18 protein-coding genes are annotated in these 18,954 nt (G+C 73.5%); 5 read left to right on the forward strand and 13 right to left on the reverse strand.

Translation table 11 applies throughout. From position 1 onward, the window contains the following. Window positions 1-86 precede the first annotated feature (86 nt). From FHX71_RS17090 to FHX71_RS17105, 4 genes are all read left to right on the forward strand, one after another. The gene (locus tag FHX71_RS17090) at window positions 87-1,133 is read left to right on the forward strand and encodes a FecCD family ABC transporter permease (RefSeq protein WP_182618331.1); all 1,047 of its coding nucleotides are present in this window, start codon (window positions 87-89) and stop codon (window positions 1,131-1,133) included. Beyond that, window positions 1,133-2,167 (forward strand): FecCD family ABC transporter permease, encoded by a 1,035-nt coding sequence (locus FHX71_RS17095; RefSeq protein WP_182618332.1) that lies wholly within the window; start codon window positions 1,133-1,135, stop codon window positions 2,165-2,167. The genes FHX71_RS17090 and FHX71_RS17095 overlap by 1 nt, the downstream gene beginning before the upstream one ends. After that, on the forward strand, window positions 2,164-2,961 hold the full coding sequence (locus FHX71_RS17100) for an ABC transporter ATP-binding protein (RefSeq protein ID WP_182618333.1): 798 nt from the start codon (window positions 2,164-2,166) through the stop codon (window positions 2,959-2,961). The genes FHX71_RS17095 and FHX71_RS17100 overlap by 4 nt, the downstream gene beginning before the upstream one ends. 185 nt (window positions 2,962-3,146) lie before the next feature. Further along, window positions 3,147-4,199: an iron-siderophore ABC transporter substrate-binding protein gene (locus tag FHX71_RS17105; RefSeq protein WP_182618334.1), complete on the forward strand. Its 1,053-nt coding sequence runs from the start codon at window positions 3,147-3,149 to the stop codon at window positions 4,197-4,199. Between the two features lie 107 nt (window positions 4,200-4,306). Here the strand turns inward: FHX71_RS17105 and FHX71_RS17110 are convergent, their stop codons facing one another. The 11 genes from FHX71_RS17110 to FHX71_RS17160 form a co-directional block, all read right to left on the reverse strand. Further along, window positions 4,307-5,104 (reverse strand): isoprenyl transferase, encoded by a 798-nt coding sequence (locus FHX71_RS17110; protein WP_182618335.1) that lies wholly within the window; start codon window positions 5,102-5,104, stop codon window positions 4,307-4,309. Continuing rightward, window positions 5,104-5,850, reverse strand: coding sequence for a DNA repair protein RecO (gene recO / locus FHX71_RS17115; RefSeq protein WP_182618336.1), 747 nt, complete (start codon window positions 5,848-5,850; stop codon window positions 5,104-5,106). The genes FHX71_RS17110 and recO overlap by 1 nt, the downstream gene beginning before the upstream one ends. Window positions 5,851-5,985: 135 nt before the next feature. Next, entirely contained in the window at window positions 5,986-6,615 is a 630-nt protein-coding gene (locus FHX71_RS17120; RefSeq protein ID WP_182618337.1) for a hypothetical protein, read from the reverse strand. 96 nt (window positions 6,616-6,711) lie between these two features. After that, window positions 6,712-7,467 (reverse strand): cytochrome d ubiquinol oxidase subunit II, encoded by a 756-nt coding sequence (locus FHX71_RS17125; RefSeq protein ID WP_182618338.1) that lies wholly within the window; start codon window positions 7,465-7,467, stop codon window positions 6,712-6,714. Then, on the reverse strand, window positions 7,464-8,786 hold the full coding sequence (locus FHX71_RS17130; protein WP_182618339.1) for a cytochrome ubiquinol oxidase subunit I: 1,323 nt from the start codon (window positions 8,784-8,786) through the stop codon (window positions 7,464-7,466). Before FHX71_RS17130 ends, FHX71_RS17125 begins: the two co-directional genes overlap by 4 nt. Before the next feature lie 98 nt (window positions 8,787-8,884). After that, window positions 8,885-9,469 (reverse strand): nucleotidyltransferase family protein, encoded by a 585-nt coding sequence (locus tag FHX71_RS17135; protein WP_182618340.1) that lies wholly within the window; start codon window positions 9,467-9,469, stop codon window positions 8,885-8,887. Window positions 9,470-9,472: 3 nt separating this feature from the next. Then, window positions 9,473-10,336 carry an ABC transporter permease gene (locus FHX71_RS17140; protein ID WP_182618341.1) on the reverse strand — a complete coding sequence of 288 codons (864 nt, stop codon included), beginning with the start codon at window positions 10,334-10,336 and terminating at the stop codon, window positions 9,473-9,475. Then, window positions 10,333-11,121 (reverse strand): ABC transporter permease, encoded by a 789-nt coding sequence (locus FHX71_RS17145; RefSeq protein ID WP_182618342.1) that lies wholly within the window; start codon window positions 11,119-11,121, stop codon window positions 10,333-10,335. Before FHX71_RS17145 ends, FHX71_RS17140 begins: the two co-directional genes overlap by 4 nt. After that, window positions 11,114-11,974 carry an ABC transporter ATP-binding protein gene (locus FHX71_RS17150; RefSeq protein WP_182618343.1) on the reverse strand — a complete coding sequence of 287 codons (861 nt, stop codon included), beginning with the start codon at window positions 11,972-11,974 and terminating at the stop codon, window positions 11,114-11,116. The genes FHX71_RS17145 and FHX71_RS17150 overlap by 8 nt, the downstream gene beginning before the upstream one ends. Window positions 11,975-11,976: 2 nt before the next feature. Continuing rightward, window positions 11,977-13,020, reverse strand: coding sequence for an ABC transporter substrate-binding protein (locus tag FHX71_RS17155; protein ID WP_246402612.1), 1,044 nt, complete (start codon window positions 13,018-13,020; stop codon window positions 11,977-11,979). Between the two features lie 160 nt (window positions 13,021-13,180). After that, window positions 13,181-13,699, reverse strand: a complete 519-nt coding sequence (locus tag FHX71_RS17160) for a nucleoside deaminase (RefSeq protein ID WP_182618345.1) — start codon at window positions 13,697-13,699, stop codon at window positions 13,181-13,183. Window positions 13,700-13,903: 204 nt separating this feature from the next. On the opposite strand from FHX71_RS17160, the gene FHX71_RS17165 reads away from it, so the two are divergent. After that, the gene (locus tag FHX71_RS17165) at window positions 13,904-14,911 is read left to right on the forward strand and encodes a DUF2332 domain-containing protein (RefSeq protein WP_182618346.1); all 1,008 of its coding nucleotides are present in this window, start codon (window positions 13,904-13,906) and stop codon (window positions 14,909-14,911) included. Here the strand turns inward: FHX71_RS17165 and FHX71_RS17170 are convergent. Both FHX71_RS17170 and FHX71_RS17175 read right to left on the reverse strand, forming a co-directional pair. Next, window positions 14,874-17,660 (reverse strand): molybdopterin-dependent oxidoreductase, encoded by a 2,787-nt coding sequence (locus tag FHX71_RS17170; protein WP_182618347.1) that lies wholly within the window; start codon window positions 17,658-17,660, stop codon window positions 14,874-14,876. The genes FHX71_RS17165 and FHX71_RS17170 overlap by 38 nt on opposite strands. A gap of 244 nt (window positions 17,661-17,904) precedes the next feature. Continuing rightward, entirely contained in the window at window positions 17,905-18,948 is a 1,044-nt protein-coding gene (locus FHX71_RS17175; protein ID WP_182618348.1) for an FAD binding domain-containing protein, read from the reverse strand. Window positions 18,949-18,954 lie beyond the last annotated feature (6 nt).

Raw genomic sequence — 18,954 nt, forward strand, 5'->3', positions numbered from 1 at the left:
ACCCCGTGAGCCGGTAGACCCGGTCGGTACGTGCCTCGCACCGGGGCGCGTACCGACCATCCCACGCCTTGTGGAATGCTTAGGCAATGCTTACCTCACCTGCGGCTGCACCCGCGGGACGCCGTGAGGGTGCGGAAGCCGTAGCCCACCGTGCCCGACGCCGGACGCTGGCGTTGCTCACGGCGCTCGCCGCCCTGCTGCTCGTCGTCCTGGCGAGCCTCGCGCTCGGCGTCCGGGACATCAACCCGGCCGAGGTCTGGCGGGCGCTGACCGCACCGGTCGCCGGGTTCATGGACCACGACGTCGTGCTGGAGCAGCGTCTGCCGCGCACGATCGTCGGCCTGGCCGCGGGCGTCGCGCTGGGCACGGCGGGCACCCTGATCCAGGGTGTCACCCGTAACCCGATCGCCGACCCCGGCCTGCTGGGGCTGAACTCGGGCGCGTCGCTGGCGGTCGTGTGCGCGGTCTGGCTGCTGGGCATCACGTCGCCGATCGGTTACGTCTGGTTCGCGTTCCTCGGCGCCGCCGCCGCGGCCGCGATCGTGTTCTCGGTCGGCCGCGGCCAGCCGGTCCGTCTCGCGCTGGTCGGAGCCGCCGTCACCGCGCTCATCACGCCGCTCATCACCCTGGTGCTGCTGCGCGACCAGCAGGCGTTCAACCTCTACCGGTTCTGGTCGGTCGGCTCCCTGACGGGCCGGGGCCTCGACACCGTCACGGCGCTGTGGCCGTTCATCGTGGTCGGCCTCGTCCTCGCCGCCCTGCTCGCGCACCGGCTCAACATGCTGGCCCTCGGGGACGACGTCGCCACGGCGCTCGGCCAGCGGGTCGGCACCACGCGCGCCCTCGCGGCCGTCGCGATCGTGCTGCTGGCGGGCACGGCGACGTCGCTCGCCGGGCCGATCGCGCTCGTCGGGCTCGTGGTGCCGCATGCCGCCCGCCGACTCGTCGGTACCGACTACCGCTGGGTCATGGCGATCGGCGCGCTGCTCGGCCCGGTCATGCTGCTCACCGCAGACGTCCTGGGCCGGCTCGTCCTGCCTCGCTCGGAGCTCGAGGCCGGTGTGGTCGCGGCGCTCCTCGGCGCGCCGGTGCTGGTCGCCGTCGCCCGCAGCCGGAACGTGGTGGGCGCCTGATGTCCACCCCGACCACCGTGGGCGTCGTCGCGGACCTGCGTGCCGTCCGACGCCGCCGGCAGACCGTCGTCGTCTCGGCGATGGTCCTCCTGGTGCTCGTCGCCGGGACCGTCGCCCTGCTGATCGGCGCCGCCGGGCTCACCCCCGGCCAGGCGATCTCCGGCGTGTTCGGCGTCGGCGACAAGGGCGACGTCTTCGTCATCCAGAAGCTCCGCCTGCCCCGCATCGAGGCGGCCGTGGTGATCGGGGCCGCGTTCGGCCTGGCCGGCGCCCTCTTCCAGTCCACGCTGCGCAACCCGCTCGCCTCCCCCGACATCCTCGGCATCTCGGCCGGCGCGAGCCTCGGGGCCGTGATCGGCGTGCTCGTCCTGGGGCTGAGCGGCATCGCGCTGTCCGGCATGGCGTTCGGGGGCGCGGGCGTCGTCGCGCTCGCCATCTGGCTGCTGGCCTGGCGCAAGGGCCTGCACTCGATCCGGTTCGTGCTGGTCGGCGTCGGGTTCGCGTACCTGTGCTCCTCGATGATCGCCTGGGCCCTGGCCCGGTCCCAGGAGCACGAGGCGGCGGCGGTCCTGATCTGGACCGTCGGCTCGGTGTCCGACGTCCGCGGCGAGCAGCTCACGCTCGTCGCCGCCGGGACACTCGTGCTGTTCGTCGTGGCCGCGCTGGTGTCCCGCACGCAAGGCCCGCTCGCGCTCGGCGACGACAACGCGCGCGCCCTCGGCGTGCACGTGGACGCCGCCCGGATCGGCGCGCTGCTGCTGGCCGTCGGGCTCATCGCGCTCGCCACCAGCGCGGCGGGCCCCATCGCGTTCGTCGCCCTGGTCGCGCCCGCCATCGCGCGCCGCCTGGTGAACGACGGCGGCGCCGCCCTCGTCGCGTCCGCCGCGACCGGCGCGGCCCTGACCCTGGTCGCGGACGTGATCGCGCAGCACGGGCTGCTCGGCGTCGCCGCCCCCGTCGGGATCGTCACGGGGCTCGTGGGCGCCCCCTACCTGCTGTGGCTGCTCGCCACGAACGAGAAGAGGAGCCGATGACCAACCTGCGCGCCGAGGGCGTCAGCCTGGGCTACGACGGCCTGAAGGTCATCGAGGGCCTCGACCTGACGCTGCCCGACGGCAAGATCACCGCCGTCGTCGGACCGAACGCCTGCGGCAAGTCCACGCTGCTGCGCGGGCTGGCCCGCCTGCACCCGCTCGACAGCGGCCGCATCACGCTCGACGGCACCGACATCACGGCGATGCCGCGCAAGGAGCTGGCCCGCAAGGTCGGCATGCTGCCGCAGTCCTCCATCGCGCCCGACGGCGTGCGGGTCGCCGAGCTCGTCAGCCGGGGCCGGTACCCGCACCAGGGCTGGTTCGGCCGCCACTCCTCCGACGACGACGCCGTGGTCACCACGGCGCTGGAGTCCACCGGCGTCGCGGAGCTCGCGGACCGGCCCGTCGCCGAGCTCTCGGGCGGGCAGCGGCAGCGCGTGTGGATCGCCATGGTGCTGGCGCAGCAGACCGACATCGTGCTGCTCGACGAGCCCACGACGTTCCTCGACGTGCGCCACCAGCTCGACCTGCTGGACCTGCTCACGGAACTGAACCGGAACCAGGGCACGACGGTCGCCATGGTGCTGCACGAGCTCAACCTCGCGGCCCGGTACGCCGACCACCTGGTCGTGATGTCGGGCGGCCGGATCGTCGCGGAGGGCGAGCCCTCCCAGGTGCTGACCCGTGAGGTGGTCGACGAGGCGTTCGGGCTGCGCGCCCAGGTGGTGCCCGACCCGGTCGCGGGCTCCCCCCTCGTGGTCCCGGTCGGCCGCTACCACTCCTCCGCAGGTTGATCCCGTCCGCTGGTTGAGCTTGTCGAAACCAGGTCTCGACAAGCTCGACCGGCGAAACAGGGGCGTGGTTTACCTCACCCACACCTTCCTCAATTTCGCAACATCAGCGTGACCTAATGAGGTTAGGGTTGCCTCATCTCGACCGGCGCCCGCCGGTCGTTCGACTGAACATCCCGGGAGAAACCGTGCGACCTCGCCGATCCCTCGCAGCGGCCGTCGGCCTCGTCGCCGCGTCCGCCCTCGCCCTCGCGGGCTGCGCGTCCGAAGAGCCGGCCGGCAACGACGCCGCCACGCCGTCCGCCGGTGCCTCCGGCGCGACCGACGAGTTCCCGCTGACCATCGAGCACGGGCTCGGCGAGACCACCATCGAGGCGGCGCCCGAGCGCGTCGCCACCTGGGGCTGGGGCTCGACCGAGGCCGCGATCGCCGCGGGCGTCTTCCCGGTCGCCGTCGCCGAGCAGACCTGGACCGTGGGCGAGGGCAACCTGCTCCCCTGGGTCGAGGAGGCCTACGACGAGGCCGGCGTCGAGCACCCCACCGTGCTGACCGACGCCGAGGCCGGCGCGACCGTGCCCTACGAGGAGTTCGCCGCCGCGGAGCCCGACGTCATCATCGCCACCTACTCGGGCATCACGCAGGAGCAGTACGACCTGCTCAGCGAGATCGCCCCGACCGTCGCCTACCCGGAGACGGCCTGGCAGACGCCGTGGGACGAGATCATCACCGCCACGGACGACGCCCTGGGCCGCAGCGCCGCGGGCGAGGCCAAGGTCGAGGAGATCAACGCGTACCTGGCCGAGCAGGCCGAGGCGCACCCCGAGTTCGAGGGCAAGACGGTCGCCGCGATCGTCGACTCGGCCGCCGAGGGCCTGATCTACGTCTACCGGGCGGGCGACCCGCGCGCCGGGTTCCTGGAGGGCCTCGGCTTCGAGACCGCCCCGGCCGTCGAGGAGCTCGCGCCGGACGACGGCTCGTTCTTCTACACGCTCTCGTACGAGGAGCTCGACAAGCTGGAGTCCGACCTCGTCGTGGCCTACACGTACACCGAGGAGGAGGCCGCGGCGCTCCCCGACAAGAAGGAGCTCCAGGCCCTGCCCGCCGTCAAGAACGGCATGGTCGCGCAGCAGGTCGGCACCGTCGCGGTCTCGGCCGTCTCGCCGCCCACGGCGCTCTCGGTCGAGTACCCGGAGGGCATGCCCAAGCTGATCGACGCCCTGTCGGAGACGCTCAACAAGTAACGCACCTTCGCTGGTCGAGCTTGTCGAGACCCAGTAGGTCTCGACAAGCTCGACCACCGGTGCAAGCTCGACCAGCGAGGGGGCAAGCTCGACCAGCGGGGGTTCTCCTACTTCGCGGTGGGCTTGTCCAGCGCCCCGCCGTAGCGCCGGTCGCGCTTCGCGTACTCCTCGACGGCGTGCCAGAGGTGCCGGCGGTCGACGTCGGGCCAGGGCTCGTCGAGGAACACCATCTCGGCGTATGCCGCCTGCCACAGCATGAAGTTCGACGTGCGCTGCTCACCGGAGGAGCGCAGGAACAGGTCCACGTCGGGCACGTCGGGCAGGTACAGGTACTTCTGCACCGTCTTCTCGCTGATCCGCTTCGGGTCCAGCTTGCCGGCGGCGACGTCGCGGGCGATGGCCGCCGCGGCGTCGGCCAGCTCGGCCCGGCTGCCGTAGTTGACGCACATCGTCAGCGTGCACAGGTCGTTGTCCTTGGTGCGCTCCTCGGCCTCCTGCAGCACCTCGATCACCGACTTCCACAGCTTCGGACGGCGCCCGGCCCAGCGGATGCGCACGCCCCACGACGCCATGACGTCGCACTGGCGCTGCATCACCTCGTGCGTGAAGTTCATCAGGAAGCGCACCTCCTCGGGCGAGCGCTTCCAGTTCTCCGTGCTGAACGCGTACGCCGAGACGTACTCGACGCCCACGTCGACGGCGCCGGCCACGACGTCGAGCAGCGAGTTCTCGCCCGCCCGGTGCCCCTCGATGCGCGGCAGGCCGCGCGCGTTGGCCCAGCGCCCGTTGCCGTCCATGACGACGGCGACGTGACGCGGCAGGAACTCCTTGGGGATGCGCGGGGCCTGCTCGCCGGACGGGTGCGGGAACGGCGCGACCAGCTCCCTGCTCGGCTTGCGGGCCATCAGCGCTCCACCATCTTCAACGATCGCAACGTTCTCTCCAGGTAGTACTGGCCGTAGGCGGCGACGAGGCCGCTCGCCTCCTTGCGGTGCCGCGCGTCGGACGCGTCGGCGGTCGCCCAGTCGCCCGCGAGCAGCGAGGACAGCAGGGCGAAGGTCTCGGGCGCCGGGGCCGTGGAGCCCGGCGGCCGGCAGCGCGGGCAGACGGCGCCGCCCTGCGCCACGTTGAACGCGTGGTGCGGGCCGGGCTCGCCGCAGCGCGCGCAGTCCTCGAACGACGGCGCCCAGCCGGCCACCGCGAGGGCCCGCAGCAGGTACGAGTCGAGCACCAGGCCGGCGTCGTGGTGCCGCTCCGACAGCGCCCGCAGGCCCCCGGCCAGCAGCCAGTACTGCTGCACCGCGGGCTCCTGCTCCTGCGCGACCAGCCGGTCGGCGGCCTCCAGCATCACGGTGCCGGCCGTGTACAGGCCGTAGTCCTCGCAGATCGAGCGGGCGTACGCGCCGATGGTCTCCACCTGCGTCACCGTGTCGAGCCCCATGCCCGGCCGCGGGTTGCGACCGGTGTGGAGCTGCACGTCGACGGCCATGAACGGCTCCAGCCGGGCCCCGAACTTGGACGACGTGCGCCGCACGCCCTTGCCCACGCCGCGCACCTTGCCGTGCTCGCGGGTCAGGAACGTGACGATGCGGTCCGCCTCGCCCAGCTTCTGGGCGCGCAGCACGATCGCGTCGTCTCGATACAGGGGCACAGAGTCATTCTGCCCCCAGTCACCGACACTGATTGACGCTCAGGCCCGCCCTCTGCTTTCTGGTCGCGGCGACGCTGCGCTCCGCTACGGCCGGGTGCCTCGTTCCTCGGCCCCCAACCTCCGCTGCGCTCCGCGTCACCGCTCGACGAAACGCGTCCCGTCCGGCGTCAGCTCCGGCTCCCACACGAACCGGTGGATCACGTGCTTCTCCAGGATCCAGCGCGCCAGCAGCGCGACGCCGCCCCAGACCACGAAGAGCAGGAGGGTCTGCAGGAAGTTGATGCTGATCTTGTCGAACCCGCTCAGCGCCAGCGTGGGGATCAGGAAGATGAGGCCCAGGAACGCGGGCAGGAGCTGGATGCCCACCCACTGCACCACCGAGAGCATGTCGACCCGGCGCTCGGCGACCACGCCGTGGAAGTCCATCACGTTGACCACGTGATCGGCGCGCCACTTGGCGACGTGCCGGGCCACCGTCCACTGCGCGTCGCGGGCGTCGAGGGCCGAGCTGCCCGACGGCAGCCAGATGCCGAGGATCTGGTGGATCTCGGCGGGCGTCAGGTACCCCTTGTCGAGGATCGCGAGGCTGTGCACGGGCGGCTGCCGGGTGTTGGTCGGCAGCACCAGGGCGGCCAGGAACAGCAGCACCCCGCCGGTCCCGAGGATGCCCACGAGGGCGTCCGGGAGCCACGGCAGGAGCAGGGTCGCGGTGGCGAACGCCAGGGCGCCGAGCAGCGCGCAGACGATGCGGTTCTTCATGGTCATGGTGAGTAGGACTTTACCGGCATCTCGTCGACCTCCGGGGCGATACGTCCGTTTCGAGATCTAAGTTCCGACCGCGGGAATTGGCGTCAGAAGAAGTCAGAAGAACAGGGTGTCGCGACGGCCGAGCGGCCTCGACACGAGCCACCAGGCCGCGACCTGCACCGCCAGGACCAGCGGGAGCACCACCAGCGCGACGACGCCGAGCGTCGCCAGGGCCTCCTCGGAGACGGCGCCGCCGACCAGGCGCGGCCAGGCCGCGATCGCCGTCCCGACGACGGGCGCCGCCACCATCACCGACGTGACGAGCACCGGCAGCAGGCCAGTGCGGCGCAGCCGCCACGCGACCACGGCGTCCCCGTGCAGCCGCGTCACGACCACGGCCGCGACGCCGAGCGCCAGCGCGGCCAGGCCGCTCCCCCAGGCGATGCCGAGCAGCGCGCCCCAGCTCCCGGCGAGAGCGATGCTCGCCACCACGAGCACCACGTCCCACACGTCGCGCCACACGTTGCCCGGGCGGCGGCTGCGCAGCCAGATCCCGGCGTCGCGCAGCGCCCAGGACCCCACGAGCACGATCGCCACGGGGTACCCGACGGCCAGCAGGTCCGCCTCGGCGTGCGGGAAGACGCCGATCAGCACCCCGAGCGCCGCCACCAGCCACACCTCGCCGGGCAGCAGCAGCGGGCCGACGGCGCCGAGCACCATCCGGCGCCGGGCCGGCGGGCGCCGCCGCTCCTTGCCGTCCGGGCCCTGCTCCTGCAGCAGGGTGGCGCCCGCGCCCTGGACGGCGCCGTCGAGCACCACCCAGCCGACCAGCAGGACGGTCAGGAGCACGGCCCAGGTCGTCGCGTTCATCGGGCTCCCTCCGGCTCCGGGCCGCCGCCGACAGGACCGCCGGCAGCGCCACCACCAGGACCGGGCCCGGTATCGGGCCCGCCGAACCGGAGCAGCACCTCGGGGTCCGCGCCGTCGTCCCGCAGCACGTCGGCCGGCGCGGCGCCGAGCACGAGCCGGTCGGTCCCGGCACGGGCCAGCCGGGCCAGGACCCACCAGTCCAGCACGGCGAGCGTCACCATGAGCCCGACGAGCAGCACCAGGGAGACCAGGACGGCGCGCGCGGACTGGCCGGACGTCAGCTGGTCGACCCGCAGCACGCCCTGCACCACCCACGGCTGCCGCCCCAGCTCCCGCACGAGCCAGCCCGCGATCCCCACGACGAACGGCAGCGGCAGCAGGGCCGTGAGCACCGCGTAGAGGGCGCCGCGGCCCCGCATCCGGAACAGGGCGCCCCCGACGAGCAGCAGCGACAGCACCAGCGCGCCGAGGAACACCAGGTCGGCGGTGCGCATCATGACCTCGGCCAGCACGCCGACGGCGGGGTTCGTGCCCAGCCCGTCCGCGAGGTAGCCGAACTGCGCGTAGCCGAACGACTGCGCGAGCAGCACGCCCAGCCCGCCCGTCCAGATGCCGGCGCGCATCGAGCGCCGCCAGAGGTCCTCGTCCGGGCCGGTCGGCCGGCGCAGGCCCCCGCCGACGCGCCGCAGGTGCCACGCCGAGACGCCGACGAGCACGAACCCGCCGGCCATCAGGCACGCCCCCACGACGTGCAGGCCGGACAGCAGCGCGGCGGGGTTGGTGACCAGGGCGCCGACGTCGGTGATGCGCGCGACCTGCTCATCGGGCGGGCCCTCCAGCGCGTACCCGAGGGGGTTGCGCAGGAACCCGTTGGCCACCATCACGGCGAAGGCCGAGGCGTACCCGGTGACGACCACGGCCCAGAAGATCGCGGCGTGCAGCGCGCGCGGGAAGAGGTGCCAGCCGAACACCCACAGGCCCAGCAGCGTGGACTCCAGGAAGAACGCGGCGAGGGTCTCCACGGCCAGCGGCGCGCCGAAGACCTCCCCGGCGACGTCGAGCAGGCCCGGGAAGTGCAGCCCGAACTGGAGCTCCAGCACGATCCCGGCCGCGATGCCGAGCGCGTAGTTGACCAGGTAGAGCTGGCCCCAGAACCGGGTCGCGTTCCCGAACAGGACGGCGCGGTCGCCCGTGGCGCGCGCCCAGCGCGTGTTGAAGACGGCGACGACGGGACCCAGGCCGAGCGTGAGCAGCACGAAGAGGAAGTGCACGGCGGCGAGCAGCGCGAACTGCAGGCGAGCGAGTTCTGTGGCCTCCACGATTCCGAGACTACGTAGCCGAACCGGTCGCTGCGACAGGATTCGGGCAGGACCGGGGAAAGGTCAGGGATGACCCCTAGCCCGTCGTCGGGCCTGCCCTACCTCCGGTCGACGTCGTCGCCGCCGCCCAGGTCGGTGCAGTCGATGCCGACGGCGCCGTGCTCCCGCAGGTACTCCCCGGCGCCGCTGTCCCCGCGCACCGACCCGGCGAGCGGCGCCCAGTGCTCGCGGCCCAGCAGCACCGGGTGCCCGGGGCGGCCGCCGTACATCGCCCGGGCGAGGGCGGTGCGGGCGGCGTCGGGCGCGCCGAACGGCTCCAGCACGCGGCGCACGGACGCGGGCCGCAGGCCCGGCAGGTCCACGAGGGAGACGACGGCGGCGTCGGCGTCCGTCTCCTGCGCCGACGCGAGGCCCGTGCGCAGCGACGCCGCGAGGCCGCTCTCCCACCGGTCGGCGACCACGTGGGTGGCGTCACCGCGCACCAGTCCCTCGGCCTCGTCGGCCCGCGCTCCCAGCACGACGACGACATCGGCGCACCCGCCGTCGACCAGGGCCTGGCAGGCGAGCTCGAGCCAGGGCGTGCCGCCGTCGCCGCGCGCCAGCGCCTTGGGCATCCCGAAGCGGGTGCCGGCGCCGGCCGCGAGCACGATCCCGACCGCCGTCGTGCGGTGGGTACCGTCCATGGTTCAGCTCCGTCCGTAGCGGGCGAGGACGACCGACTCGATGACCTGCGCCGCAAGGTACAGCACGAGCGACGCGAGGGTCACCACCAGCACGCAGGCCCACACGAGATTGTTCTCGGACTGCCCCACCGCGTTGACCACCATGCTGCCGATCCCCTTGCCGGTGATGAGCCACTCCGCCAGCAGCGCGCCCGTGATGGCGCCGGGCACGGAGATCCGCACCGATGCGAACAGCGCGGGCAGCGCCGAGGGGAAGGCGACCCTGACCAGCAGGGCCAGGGGTCCCCCGCCGTACACGTGCACGACGTCGGCGAGCTGGCCGGAGACCGACCGCAGCCCCTGCACGATGTTCACGAGCGCGGGGAACAGCACCACGATGCCGGAGACCACGGCCACTCGCACGACCTCGTCGGAGAACAGCAGCCGGATGATCGGGGTGAGCGCGATGAGCGGCACCGCGCGCAGGATCAGGGCGACCGGCATGACGGCCGTCTCCACGGGCCGGGACAGCACGATCAGGGCCGCCGCCAGCGTCGCGGCGAGCATGCCGGCCACGAACCCGATCGCGGCGTCGCCGAGCGTGACGCCGAGCCCGGCGAGGATCTGGGCGCGGGTCTCGGCCGCGTCGTCGGAGGCGAAGAGGAACTCGTAGACCTCGGCCGGCCCCTTCGCCACGAACGTGTTGTCGACGAGCGCCACGGAACCGACCCAGACCACGGCGAGGATCGCCGTCATGAGCGCGGCGGTGCCGAGCGTCCGGCCGAGGCCGGCCGCGAGCGCGCGTCCGGCGCCCCCGCCCGTGCGCGTCGAGGACCGGTCGTGGTCCGAGGACCTGCCGCGGGTCGAGCCTGTCGAGACCTCGCTCATGCTCGTCCTCCTCCGGTCGACCACGGCACCGCGACCCGGCCCAGCAGGCCGAACGCGGCGTACCCGGCGCCTGCCACCAGGGCGCAGGCGAACATGATGCCCCAGGCGCGCTCCACCATCAGCCCCTGGCCGGCGGCGATGAGCGCGGGCCCGACGCCGCGGTCGACGCCGCCGATGTACTCGCCCAGGATCGCGCCGAGGAACGCGGCCGGGGCGGCGATCTTCAGCGCGCTGATGATCTCCGGCAGCGCGGACACGAGCTGGACCGTGACGAGCTGCCGCCAGCGGCCGCCGCCGTAGACGCGCACGACGTCGAGCGCCGCGCGGTCCGCGGACCGGAAGCCGAGCACGGCCCCGACGACGGTCGTGAAGAACACGGACAGGGCCGCCAGGACCACGGCCGTGGGCGCCGGGTCGCCCGGGTCCGGCGGGCCGAGCACGATGTAGAGGATCGGCAGGATCGCGATGGTCGGCACGCAGTAGCTGATGACGGCCACCTGCGAGATCACGGGTTCGAGCCGCGGCGTGAGCAGCACGAGGGCCGCGAGCACGAGAGCCAGGCCGTTGCCCCACGCGAACCCGATCAGCGCCTCGACCACCGTGCCGCCGAAGTTGTTGGCGTAGAACGCCCACCCGTCGGCCCCGTACTGCCGCAGCACGCCGGGCGGCGTCGGCATGGAGGAGCCGTCGAAGACGGTGACCGCGAGCAGCCACCACAGCGCGACCAGGCCGGCCAGGCCCGCGACGCCGCCGAGCCAGGCGCGGGCGCGGGCGCGGTCAGGCATCGCTGCCCGCGCCGTCGGCCGGGCTCCCAGCGCCGTCGGTGGTGAACAGGAGCTCGGAGGCCCGGTCGTGCAGGGCGTGGAACTCGGGGGTGCGCATCATCTCGGGCAGGCGGGGGCGCGGCAGGTCCACCTCGATGACCTCCGTGATCCGGCCGGGCCGGGGGCTCATGACGGCCACCTGGTCGGACAGGAAGATGGCCTCCGAGATGCCGTGCGTGACCATCAGGGTGGTGGCCGGCTTCTCGGTCCAGATCCGCAGCAGCTCCAGGTTGAGGCGCTGGCGGGTCATGTCGTCGAGGGCGCCGAACGGCTCGTCGAGCAGCAGCACCGACGGCCGGACCACGAGGGCGCGCGCGATGGACACGCGCTGGCGCATGCCGCCCGAGAGCTGCCCCGGGCGGGCCTTCTCGAAGCCGCTCAGGCCCACCAGCCGGATCAGCTCGGCCACCAGCTCGTGGTCCACGGGCTGCCCCGAGACCTGGAACGGGAGGCGCAGGTTGGACTCGACGGACCGCCAGGGCAGCAGCGCGGAGTCCTGGAACGCGATGCCGAGCTCGTGCCCGGCCCGCAGGCGCGCGGGGCTCTTGCCGTCCACCTGGGCGGTGCCCGACGTCGGCGCCTCCAGGCCGGCCAGGATGCGCAGGATCGTGGACTTGCCGCAGCCGCTCGGGCCCAGCAGGGACAGGAAGCTGCCCTGGTCGGTGTGCAGCGTGACGTCGTCGAGCGCGGTCACCGTGCGGCGGCCGGACCCGAACGACTTGGACAGGTTCGCGATGTGCAGGCCGGTGCCGGCCCCGCCCTCCTGGGCGGGACCGGCACCGGTCGGGGCAGCGGCGACGGACTGGTCGGTCACGGTCAGCCCGCCAGCTCCGGCTGCTCCTCGAGCAGCTCGGTCAGCAGCGACAGATCGAAGACGTCCTCCTGGGCCGCGTCGATCCCGGCTGCCTCGAAGGTCGCCATGTTCTGCGCCAGGAGCTCGTCGCTGATCGTGAAGATGCCGTTCTCCGCCGTCTCGTCGGTGTTGATCAGCTCCTCGCACTGGATCGTGTTCTGCTCGATCTCCTTGTCCATGTCGAGGTCCTGGTCGGCGCCGTACTCCTCGACGGCGAGCCGCGCGCCCTCCTCCAGGTCGGCGCAGGCGTCGGTCCAGCCCTTGATCTCGGCCTCCAGGAACGCCTTGACCACCTCGGGGCGCTCGGCGATGGTCTCGTCGGTGGCGATGACGGACTCCGCGACGAACGGCAGGCCGTTGTCGGCGAACAGGAGGTTGGTGACCTCCTCGCCCTGCGCGGACACGATGATCGACTCGTTGGTCACGTAGGCGAGGAACCCGTCGACCTCGCCGTTGACCAGCGGCTGCGGGTCGTACTGCACCGGCACGATCTCGACGTCGTCCTCGCTCAGGCCGTTGGCCGCCAGGAGCGCGGAGAACAGCAGGCCGTTGCCGCCGTCCTGCACGCCGATCCGCTTGCCCTTGAGGTCCTCGACCGTCGCGATGTCCGCGCCGTCCTTCAGGGACAGGATCGTGAACGGGTTCTTCTGGAAGGTGGTGCCGACGATCTTGATCGGCGCGTCCTCGTTCGCCACGACCTGGCCCACGGTGACGGCGTTCGTCAGGCCGAAGTCGGCCTTGCCGGAGGCGACCAGGTTCTCCGTGGCGCCCGGGCCCGCGTTGAACGTGACGTCGCCGAAGCCGGCGTCGGCGTAGTAGCCCTTGCTGTCCGCCATGAACTCGCCGGCGAACTCCGCGTTCTTGATCCAGGAGAGCTGGACCGTCAGGTCGCCCAGGCCCTCCCCCTCCGCGGGGGCGTCGTCGCCGGAAGCACAGGCCGCGAGAGCGAGCGCGGCGGCCGCCGCGACAGCCGTCAGGCGCAGCGCGCGCCCAGGACGGGTAAGCATCATGAGTGGTTCTCCTGGTGTGCTCGGGGGTGCGGCGAAACCCGCGTTCCGTTGCCCAGGACGCTAGGGACCTGCGGTTTCGCGCCTCGCGTCGGCCGGTTACGCAGCCGTTAAACGTTCCCCGCGGGCGGGTGATCGTGCCCCGGGACCCAGGCGCGCCTCAGTACGGGACGCGCGCGGTGTGCACGCGCCAGGCCTCGAACGGCTCGCCGGCCCGCTCGATCCGGTGCTCGACGACGGGGTTCGGCCACGTCGAGCGGTCCCGGTCGAGCAGCTCGTAGAACTCGCGGTCGTCGAAGCCCGCCCGCTCGGCGTCGTGCCGGTCGGCGGCGAACACCACGCGGTCCACCCGTGCCCACAGGGCGGCCGAGAGGCACAGCGGGCAGGGCTCGCACGACGCGTACAGGGTGGTCCCGGCCAGCGAGAACGTGCCGAGCTCCTGGCAGGCCGCCCGGATCGCGACCACCTCGGCGTGGGCCGTGGGGTCGAGGTCCCGGGTCACGCGGTTGCCGGCGGACGCGATCTCGGCGCCCGCGCGCACGACGACGGCCCCGAAGGGGCCACCGCCGTCGGCCACGTTGCGGGACGCGACCTCGACGGCGCGGGCGAGCCAGGCGGCGTCCTCGGGGCTCGCGGCCGTCCGGGACGTGGTGTCGGAGGACTGGTGAGAGCTGGTCACCCTTCGATGCTCGCACCGCTGCGTTTCAACGGCGTTCCCAGGAGGTCACCTCCAGCGAAACGTCCGTTTCACCCGGGATGTACTGGCCCCTCTGGGGGCGGGGGTTTCGAGATCGGTCCCTTGCATCGAGACCGGTCGGTCGTTGGACCGGTCTCGACCCAAGGGACCGATCTCGAACCCGGCGGCCCCGCTAGCGTGAGCCGGATGGACACCGCCGCCGTCTACGCGCACTTCGCCGGGAGCCAGGCCCGCAACGGCGGCTCCCCCACCTACGAGGACTGGGCGCTCGGCGTCGCCGCCGACGACGACGTCCGCGCGCTGCTCGACACCCTGCCCGAACCCAAGCGACAGCCCAACCTGCTGTTCGCGGCAGCCCGGCTGGCGGGCGCGCCGTCGGGCCGCTGGGCCGCGGTGCGGACCTGGCTGCTGACCGCCTGGCCCGACGTCGAGCGGGAGATGCGCGCCCGCGCGACGCAGACCAACGAGCCCCGGCGCTGCGCCACCCTCGTGCCGACGCTCGCGGCGATCGACGGCCCGGTCGCGCTCGTCGAGGTGGGCGCGTCGGCCGGGCTGTGCCTCTACCCGGACCGGTACTCGTACCTCTACACCTCGCCCGACGGCGTCCGCACCCGGCTGGACCCCGCCGACGGCCCGAGCGAGGTGCTGCTCCCCTGCGACATCGAGGGGCCGGTGCCGGCCGGGCTGCCCTCTGCCGTCACGAGCCCGGTCCCCGCCCGGCTGCCCGACATCGTGTGGCGCGCCGGCATCGACCTCAACCCGCTGGACGTCCGCGACCCCGGCGACCTCGCCTGGCTGGAGGCCCTCGTCTGGCCCGAGCACGCCGACCGGGTCGAGACGCTGCGCGCCGCCGCCCGGGTGGTCGCGGCCGACCCGCCGCGCCTGGTGCGGGCCGACCTGCTGACCGGCGTCGCCGACCTGGTCGCCGCCGCGCCCGCCGAGGCAACCGTCGTCGTACAGAGCTCGGCGGTGCTCTACTACCTGACGCCCGCCGAGCTCGCGCAGTTCACGGCGACGATGGAGCACCTGCGCCGCACGCGCGGCGTCGTCTGGCTCAGCAACGAGGGCTGGACCGTCCTGCCCGACGTCGCCAGAAAGCTGCCCGCGGACGCCGACCCGCAGTTCATCCTGGCCCGCGACGGCGAGCCCGTGGCGCTCACCGACCCCCACGGCCGGTCGGTACGGCTGCTGTAGCCAGCAGCTCCCACAGCAGGTCGGGCCGCATCGGCAGGTCGCGCGGGCGCACGCCGGTGGCGTCGGCGACGGCGTTCGCGAGCGCCGGGGCCACGGGGTTGTACGGGGCCTCGCTCATGGACTTCGCGCCGCGCGGGCCGAGGCGGTCGACCGTGTCGGCGAACAGCACCTCGGTGGGTGGCACGTCCGCGGCCTGCGGCACCCGGTAGTGGCGCAGCCGGTCGGTCACGACCACGCCGTCGCGCACCACCATGCGTTCGGTCAGCGCCGAGCCGAGGGCCTGCGCCACGCCGCCCTCGATCTGCCCGCGGAGCTGCTCGGGGTTGATCACCACGCCGGCGTCGGCCGCCTGCACCGACTGGAGGATGCGCACGACCCCGGTCTCCCGCTGCACGGCCACCCGGAACCCGTGCACGTTGAACGCGACGGACCGCGGCGACCCATCATGCGTAGCCTCCGCACTCATCCCCACCACCCGCCCCACCCCGGCTCGTTGAGTGCTGGGTATTTGTCCTGTCGAATCGTTCTGAGAGGGCAAATACCCAGCACTCAACAGCTTGGCACGGAGGGCGGTGGCGGCCATCTGGACCGCAAGGCCCGCTACTACCGAGCCTGCGGAACCGAAGGCGCCCGTGTCGTAGCCGGACGTCGCCGTGTCCGACGGGCGCACGCGGATCCGCGAGACCGGCACGCCCAGCTCGGTCGCCGCGAGCTGCGCGTGCACCGTCGTGGTGCCGTTGCCGAACTCGGCGGTGCCGACGTCGACCACGAAGTCGCCGTCGTCCGCGACCGTGACCCGGGCGTGCGTGTAGTGCCCGCGCGGCGGGATCGTGGCGATCATCGCGAGCGCCACGCCGCGTCCCTCGGCCCAGCCGTCCGGGGCCGCCTCGCCGCGACCGGAGGCCAGGGCGTCCTCGACGAGGTCGAGGCACTGGTCCAGCCCGTACGACCCGTACTCCAGGTCCCCGTCCACGGGTTGCCCGACGACGAACGGGTCGCCCGGGCGGATGACGTTCCGTCGGCGCATCTCGACCCGGCCGATGTCGAGGCGCGCGGCGAGCTCGTCCAGCGCTCCCTCGATCGCGAACTGCACCTGCCCCAGCCCGTACCCGCGGAACGCTCCCGACGGCACGTTGTTCGTGTAGACCGACTCGGCGTCGACGCGCTTGTTCGGCGCGCGGTACACGGCCATGGACTCGTGCACCCCGTGGAACAGGACGCCGGGCGCGTGGTTGCCGTAGGCGCCGGTGTCGGCGAGGACGTCGATCGCGAGCGCGGTCAGCTCGCCGGTCGCGGACGCCCCGGCCCGCACCGTGACCCGGAACGGGTGGCGGCAGGGCACGGTGGTGAACTGCTGCTCGCGCGTGAGCTCCCACTGCACGGGCCGGCCGGTGCGCAGGGTCGCGAGGGCGACGACGTCCTCGACGAGGAGCTCCTGCTTGCCCCCGAACCCGCCGCCGACGCGGCCCGCGACCACCCGGACGCGGGCCTGCGGCAGGTCCAGGAGCCGGGCGAGCTCGTCGCGCACGAGGAACGGGACCTGCGTGGAGGTGCGCACGTGCAGGACGGCGCCGTCGGTCCCGGCGCTGGTCGAAGGGTCGCCCTCGGCTCCGGCGCGGTCGGTGTCGGGGCCCGGCTCCAGCCAGGCGCGGGCGCCGTGCGTCTCCAGCGCGACGTGGTTGACGCGGCTCGTGGTCCAGGTGCCGGTCACGGTCGCCGCCGACGCCGCGAGCGCCGCCTCGACGCCGGGCTGCCCGGGTTCGGCGTACTCCTCGTGGATCTGCACGACGACGTTCCGGCCCGCCTCGGCGACGCGGTGCTCGGCGGGCGTCTTGTCGGGGTGGAGCAGCGGGGCGCCCGGGCTCCGCGCGGCCTCGGGGTCGTGGACGGCGGACAGCACCTCGTAGTCGACGTCGACCAGATCGAGGGCGGCGCGGGCCTGCCGGGGCGTCTCGGCGACGGCGACCGCGACGCGCTGCCCCACGAACCGCAGGACGGGGTCGAGGATGCGGGTGTCGTCGGGGTCGTCGAGCCGGTTCTGGTGCCGCCCGGTCGAGTAGAGCGTGTCCGGGACGTCGTAGTGGGTGAGCACCAGGTGCACGCCGGGCGCGTCCCGGGCCGCCGTCGCGTCGATGCGCGTGATCCGCGCGTGCGGGTGGGGGCTGCCGAGCACGGCGACGTGCAGCAGGCCGGGCGGCTCGGGCTCGTCCAGGGTGTAGGCCTCCCGGCCGGTCACCACACGAGCGGCGGCCGGCGCGACGACGGCGCGGCCGAACGCCTGGCCCGGCTCCGGCACCTCGGTGTTCACGTGCCCGGCGAGGGCGTCACGGATCGACCGGTAGCCGGTGCAGCGGCAGAGGTTGCCCTTGAGCAGCTCGCCGGCGGGGCCGGGTTCGGGCGTGCCCGCGACCGTGCAGACCATGCCGGCCGTGCAGAAGCCGCACTGGAACCCGGCGGCCTCGACGAACGCGCGCTGCACGGGGTGCAGGTCTTCGGCGTCCGCGTCGAGGTCCCCGCCCGGGCCGAACCGGCCGAGCCCGTTGGCGGTGACCACCTCGGCGTCGACCGCGCGGTGCGCGGGCACCAGGCACGACTGCACCGGGGTGCCGTCGAGCAGCACGGTGCACGCTCCGCAGTCACCCGCGTCGCAGCCCTTCTTCACGACGGTGGTGCCCTGTTCCCGCAGGTAGGTGCGCAGGCACTGGCCCGGCCGGGGCTCGGCCGTGACGTCGGCGCCGTCGATCCTCATGCGCCGCTCCCCGTGCTCCGTGCAGTCCCCGCACTCGCCGGCCGAGACCGTGGAGGCCGGTGCCGCCGCAGGGCCGCGTGGCGGGACGTCTCGGGGTAAGTACATCCGCCGGGGGTGTGTTGCCCTGAGTAGACATTGTCGACGCAGAGCAACACACCCCGGGGTACAACTGTCTCCCCCGGCAGGCCGCTGCCCGTGCTCGTGCAAAGCCCGTTCGCGCCACGCCCGCTCGTACCCGCTGTGCTCATGCCGCACCACCCAGTTCTTCCAGTGCCTCGTGCGCCAGACGCCGGGTCATCGCGGCGCGCCAGGCTACGGAGCCGTGCGTGTCCTCGTACCAGCCGACGTCGCCGGCCCCGCCAGCCGTTTCGGCCACGCCGTTCGCACCAGCCACGTCAGCCGTGTCAGCCGCAGAGGCCGCGTCGATCGCGTCGATCAGCCGGTCCAGCCGGTCGTGCTCCCCGGGCGCGAGCTCCGCGAGCACGGGCCTCGGCACCGACCCGCTCAGGACGAGCAGCACCCGCCCCGGCCCGTCGCCACGACCGCCGTCGCCGCTACGGCCGCTCCCGCCACCGCCGGGCAGCGCCCGTCCCGTGACCATGGCCGCCGTCCGGCCGGTCGGGGTGAGCGAGGCCCGCCGGAACACGGTGCGCTGCCCGAGCACCGGACCCGGCACCCGCACCTCGCGCAGCACCTCCCCCGGTGCCAGGGCCGCCACGCCCGCGCCAGTGATTAGGTCAGCCACGGCGACCTCGCGCGAACCGGCAGCAGCGGAGCCGCCGTTCGGCGTCCACACCACCGCCCGCGCGTCGAGTGCCGCGAACAGGCCGATCATCGACCCGGCGGGCAGCCCGAGCGCCAGGTTTCCGCCGACGGTCGCGACCCGCGCGACCTTGGCCGAGAGCGACAGCGCGCTGACGCACTCCCCCACGATCCCAAGCGCGCGATACGGACCAGCCGCGCCGGCCGGGCCACCGAGAGAACCACGGCCCGCGAGCGACCCAGGGCCCCCGAAAGACCCGGCACCACCGACAGCCCCAGCACCCCCGAGCGCCCCTGGCCCGGCCTCCAGCTCCGCCAGGGTGCACGTGCCGGACACACGTAGCCCGGACCCGTCCATGGACCACGGCTCCCAGCCGAGCCCCGTCAGGTCCACCAGGCCGGTCACCCCGGCGGGCACTGGCTCCGAATACAGGGAGGTGCCCCCGCCCAGGAACGCCTCGCCGGGCCGCAGCACGCAGTCGGCGCGCGTCCGTGCGATCCGCACGGTGTCGATGTCCAGGTCCATGAAGCC

Origin of the sequence: Promicromonospora sukumoe (genome assembly GCF_014137995.1) — a bacterium.
GTDB classification, from domain to species: domain Bacteria; phylum Actinomycetota; class Actinomycetes; order Actinomycetales; family Cellulomonadaceae; genus Promicromonospora; species Promicromonospora sukumoe.

Excerpts from the sequence above, each read along its gene's own strand:
- FHX71_RS17090 (WP_182618331.1), top strand. The coding sequence starts at position 87 with ATGCTTACCTCACCTGCGGCTGCACCCGCGGGACGCCGTGAGGGTGCG.
- FHX71_RS17095 (WP_182618332.1), top strand. The coding sequence starts at position 1,133 with ATGTCCACCCCGACCACCGTGGGCGTCGTCGCGGACCTGCGTGCCGTC.
- FHX71_RS17100 (WP_182618333.1), top strand. The coding sequence starts at position 2,164 with ATGACCAACCTGCGCGCCGAGGGCGTCAGCCTGGGCTACGACGGCCTG.
- FHX71_RS17110 (WP_182618335.1), bottom strand. The coding sequence starts at position 5,104 with ATGGCCCGCAAGCCGAGCAGGGAGCTGGTCGCGCCGTTCCCGCACCCG.
- FHX71_RS17120 (WP_182618337.1), bottom strand. The coding sequence starts at position 6,615 with ATGACCATGAAGAACCGCATCGTCTGCGCGCTGCTCGGCGCCCTGGCG.
- FHX71_RS17125 (WP_182618338.1), bottom strand. The coding sequence starts at position 7,467 with ATGAACGCGACGACCTGGGCCGTGCTCCTGACCGTCCTGCTGGTCGGC.
- FHX71_RS17135 (WP_182618340.1), bottom strand. The coding sequence starts at position 9,469 with ATGGACGGTACCCACCGCACGACGGCGGTCGGGATCGTGCTCGCGGCC.
- FHX71_RS17140 (WP_182618341.1), bottom strand. The coding sequence starts at position 10,336 with ATGAGCGAGGTCTCGACAGGCTCGACCCGCGGCAGGTCCTCGGACCAC.
- FHX71_RS17145 (WP_182618342.1), bottom strand. The coding sequence starts at position 11,121 with ATGCCTGACCGCGCCCGCGCCCGCGCCTGGCTCGGCGGCGTCGCGGGC.
- FHX71_RS17155 (WP_246402612.1), bottom strand. The coding sequence starts at position 13,020 with ATGCTTACCCGTCCTGGGCGCGCGCTGCGCCTGACGGCTGTCGCGGCG.
- FHX71_RS17165 (WP_182618346.1), top strand. The coding sequence starts at position 13,904 with ATGGACACCGCCGCCGTCTACGCGCACTTCGCCGGGAGCCAGGCCCGC.
- FHX71_RS17170 (WP_182618347.1), bottom strand. The coding sequence starts at position 17,660 with ATGAGGATCGACGGCGCCGACGTCACGGCCGAGCCCCGGCCGGGCCAG.
- FHX71_RS17175 (WP_182618348.1), bottom strand. The coding sequence starts at position 18,948 with ATGGACCTGGACATCGACACCGTGCGGATCGCACGGACGCGCGCCGAC.